The organism is Micromonospora sp. NPDC049089, assembly GCF_040648775.1.
GTDB lineage: Bacteria > Actinomycetota > Actinomycetes > Mycobacteriales > Micromonosporaceae > Micromonospora.
Genome location: NZ_JBEZEH010000328.1, coordinates 1 through 4,192, shown reverse-complemented (window position 1 = coordinate 4,192; position 4,192 = coordinate 1). Strand labels below are relative to the sequence as shown.

Genomic DNA, 4,192 nt, shown 5'->3' with positions numbered 1-4,192 from the left:
CCGGCGGGACAGCAGAGAGGAACGGCATGCAGCGGTGGCGGGGCTACGACGCGGCGCCTGGCGGATGGGGACGCTCGGTGGTCACCATCGGCGTCTTCGACGGTGTGCACAAGGGGCACCAGGCGACCATCGGGCACGCCGTGGCCCGGGCCCGCGAGTTGGGCGTGCAGTCGGTGGTGGTCACCTTCGATCCGCACCCGGCCGAGGTGGTCCGCCCCGGTTCGCACCCGGCGGTGCTCACCGAGCCGGCCCGTAAGGCCGAGCTGATCGAGGCGCTCGGCGTGGACGTGCTCTGCGTGGTGCCGTTCACCCCGGAGTTCTCCCGGGTGCCGGCCGAGCAGTTCGTGCACGACGTCCTGGTCGAGCACCTGCACGCCGCGTTGGTGGTGGTCGGCGGCAACTTCCGCTTCGGGCACCGGGCCGCCGGCGACGTGGCGTTGTTGGAACGGCTGGGTCAGACGTTCGGCTTCGGCGTGGAGGGCGCCCCGCTGGTCGCCGAGGCCGGCACCGTCTTCTCCTCCACGTACATCCGGTCCTGCGTCGACGCGGGTGACGTGGGCGCGGCGGCCGGCGCGCTGGGCCGCCCACACCGGGTGGAGGGCGTCGTGGTCCGCGGCGACCAGCGGGGCCGGGAGCTGGGCTTCCCCACCGCCAACCTGCTCTGCCACCGGTACGCGGCGGTGCCCGCCGACGGCGTGTACGCGGCCCGGCTGATCCGCCGCGGTCAGCACGAGCCGCTGCTGGCGGCGGTGTCCGTGGGCACCAACCCGACCTTCTCCGGCCGGGAGCGACGGGTGGAGGCGTACGCGCTGGACTTCTCCGGCGACCTGTACGGCGAGCGGCTGGCCCTGGACTTCGTGGCGCACCTGCGGGGCCAGATCCGGTACGACTCGATCGAGCCGCTGATCGCCCAGATGAATCAGGACGTCGAGCGCACCCGGCGCGTACTGGCCTGATCGTGCCGGGGCGCCGGGCCGCCACCGAGGCCCTTCGCCGGGTGTTACCGGCGAGTGCTGGTAGTCTTGCCGGGACGTCGGGTGACCGGCGTGGGGCCTCGCGTGCCTGCTCGACGCCGCGGGTGCGAGGTACCGGTCCGTTCCCGGTCCATCGGGACGACGGACACCCACTTGATCAACCCATCGAAACAGGGAGAACATGGCGCTCGATCAGGAAGCCAAGGCCAGCATCCGCGCGGAGTACGCGACCGCCGAGGGCGACACCGGTTCGCCGGAGGTCCAGGTAGCGGTCCTCACCAAGCGGATCGCCGAGCTGACCGAGCACCTGAAGGTGCACAAGCACGACCACCACAGCCGCCGTGGGCTGCTGCTGCTGGTCGGCCGTCGCCGTCGGTTGCTCAACTACGTCCAGAAGAAGGACATTGCCCGCTACCGGTCGCTCATCGAGCGGCTCGGTCTGCGCCGGTGACGTGACGGGGGAGTGGCCGCTCGGCTACTCCCCCGTACCGCGTCCCACCTGAAGAAACACGGGCCGCGCGACCACCCGAGAGGGAGCCGGTCAGCGTACCGGTCTCCGGTAGTGGCCCCCGGGAACCCGGCATCATGCCGGCCACCCGGGCGCTTCGATCGAAGACCGGCCGGCTGAGCAGCTCCCCGATGTCGTGGGCCCACGACGCGAAGGAGCACGACAGCACATGACCGAGACCAAACTCGGCACCGAATCCCGCACCGCCGTGATCGACAACGGGTCCTTCGGCACCCGCGAGATCACCTTCTCCACCGGTCGGCTGGCTCGCCAGGCCGCCGGTTCCGTCATCGCCCAGCTGGGCGAGACGGTTGTTCTCTCCGCCACGACCGCCGGTAAGCACCCGAAGGAGCAGTTCGACTTCTTCCCGCTGACCGTCGACGTCGAGGAGCGGATGTACGCCGCGGGCCGCATCCCCGGCTCGTTCTTCCGCCGTGAGGGTCGGCCCAGCGAGGACGCGATCCTCACCTGCCGGCTGATCGACCGGCCGCTGCGCCCGTCCTTCGTCAAGGGCCTGCGCAACGAGGTCCAGGTCGTCGAGACCATCCTCGCGCTCGACCCGCAGCACCCGTACGACGTCGTGGCGATCAACGCCGCCTCGATGTCGACCAAGCTCTCCGGCCTGCCGTTCTCCGGCCCGATCGGTGCGACCCGCGTCGCCCACATCGACGGCCAGTGGGTCGCCTTCCCGACCCTTGAGGAGCTGGCTCGCGCCACCTTCGACATGGTCGTGGCTGGCCGCACGCTCGAGGACGGCGACGTCGCGATCATGATGGTCGAGGCCGAGGCCACCCCGAACGCCGTCGCCCTCATCTCGGCCGGTGCCACCGCCCCGACCGAGGAGGTCGTCGCCAGCGGCCTGGAGGCCGCCAAGCCGGCGATCCGCGAGCTGTGCCGCGCGCAGAGCGAGCTGGCCGAGGTCGCCGCCAAGCCGGTCACCGAGTTCCCGGTCTTCCTGGACTACCAGGACGACATCTACGACGCCGTCGCCGAGTTCGCTCGCGGTGACGTGGCCGAGGCGATCACCATCGCCGGTAAGGCCGACCGCGAGGAGGCCCTGGACCGGGTCAAGGCTCGGGTCGCCGAGGAGCTGGGCGCTCGGTTCGAGGGTCGGGAGAAGGAGCTCAGCGCTGCCTTCCGGTCGCTGACCAAGTCCGAGGTGCGCAACCGCGTGCTGCGCGAGCAGGTCCGCATGGACGGGCGTGGCCCGCGCGACATCCGGGCGCTGACCGCCGAGGTCGGCGTGCTGCCCCGGGTGCACGGTTCGGCGCTGTTCGAGCGGGGCGAGACCCAGATCCTGGGCGTCACCACGCTGAACATGCTCCGCATGGAGCAGATGGTGGACACGCTGTCCCCCGAGAACCGCAAGCGCTACATGCACAACTACAACTTCCCGCCGTACTCGACCGGTGAGACCGGCCGGGTCGGCTCGCCGAAGCGTCGCGAGATCGGCCACGGCGCCCTCGCCGAGCGCGCGCTGATCCCGGTGCTGCCGTCGCGCGAGGAGTTCCCGTACGCCATCCGGCAGGTGTCGGAGGCGCTCGGCTCCAACGGCTCCACCTCGATGGGTTCGGTCTGCGCGTCGACGCTGGGCCTGCTCTCCGCGGGTGTTCCGCTGAAGGCGCCGGTCGCCGGCATCGCGATGGGGCTCATCTCCGACGAGGTGGACGGCAAGACCCAGTACGTGACGCTGACCGACATCCTCGGTGCCGAGGACGCGTTCGGTGACATGGACTTCAAGGTCGCCGGCACGCCGGAATTCGTCACCGCGCTCCAGCTCGACACCAAGCTCAACGGCATCCCGTCGGACGTGCTGGCCGCCGCGTTGCAGCAGGCGAACGAGGCCCGGCAGATCATCCTCGGCGTCATGAAGGCGGCGATCGAGGCTCCGGCCGAGATGTCCGACTACGCGCCGCGGGTCACCACCGTCAAGATCCCGGTGGACAAGATCGGCATGGTGATCGGCCCGAAGGGGCAGACCATCAACGCGATTCAGGACGAGACCGGCGCCGAGATCTCCATCGAGGACGACGGCACGATCTACGTCGGCGCCACCAACGGCCCGTCGGCCCAGGCGGCCGTCGACCGGATCAACGGCATCGCCAACCCGACGCTGCCGAAGCAGGGCGAGCGGTTCCTCGGCACTGTGGTCAAGACCGCCGCGTTCGGCGCGTTCATCTCGCTCCTGCCGGGCCGTGACGGCCTGCTGCACATCTCCAAGGTGGGCGACGGCAAGCGGGTCGAGCGCGTCGAGGACTTCCTCAACGTCGGTGACCGGGTCGAGGTCGAGATCGCGGACATCGACGCCCGCGGCAAGATCTACCTCGACAAGGTCCGCCCGGAGGGCACCGAGGCTCCGGCCGCCGGTGAGGCCGCCGCTGGCGACCGGCCGGCTGGTCGGGACCGGGGCGACCGGGCTCCGCGTGACCGTGGCGACCGTGAGCGTGGCGGCGACCGTGGCGGGCGTGGCCCGGAGCGCGGCGGCGAGGGTGGCGGCGGCGAAGGTGGCGAGGGCGGCGAGCGTCCGCGTCGTCGGACCCGGCACAGCTGACCGTCGCACAACGCATCACCCACCCCTCGTCGAACCGGGAGCAAGTCGTGAGTCGGGCCATCAGCGCGCCGTTTCCACCGGATCGACGGGGGGTGGCCCACGGTATCGGAAGATCACACTTCTGAACTCCACACACCATATGGTGCAACTCGTAAGCCG

General features: G+C 70.8%; 3 protein-coding genes. All 3 read left to right on the top strand.

Annotation, left to right across the window (positions count from 1 at the left end; all coding sequences use genetic code 11):
- The first annotated feature begins 26 nt into the window (after positions 1-26).
- Positions 27-956, top strand: coding sequence for a bifunctional riboflavin kinase/FAD synthetase (locus AB0B48_RS32070; protein WP_357208167.1), 930 nt, complete (start codon positions 27-29; stop codon positions 954-956).
- A gap of 199 nt (positions 957-1,155) precedes the next feature.
- Positions 1,156-1,425, top strand: coding sequence for a 30S ribosomal protein S15 (gene rpsO, locus AB0B48_RS32065; RefSeq protein ID WP_030337594.1), 270 nt, complete (start codon positions 1,156-1,158; stop codon positions 1,423-1,425).
- A 226-nt stretch (positions 1,426-1,651) separates the two neighbouring features.
- Positions 1,652-4,033 carry a polyribonucleotide nucleotidyltransferase gene (locus AB0B48_RS32060; protein ID WP_357208165.1) on the top strand — a complete coding sequence of 794 codons (2,382 nt, stop codon included), beginning with the start codon at positions 1,652-1,654 and terminating at the stop codon, positions 4,031-4,033.
- The last annotated feature ends 159 nt before the right edge of the window (positions 4,034-4,192 follow it).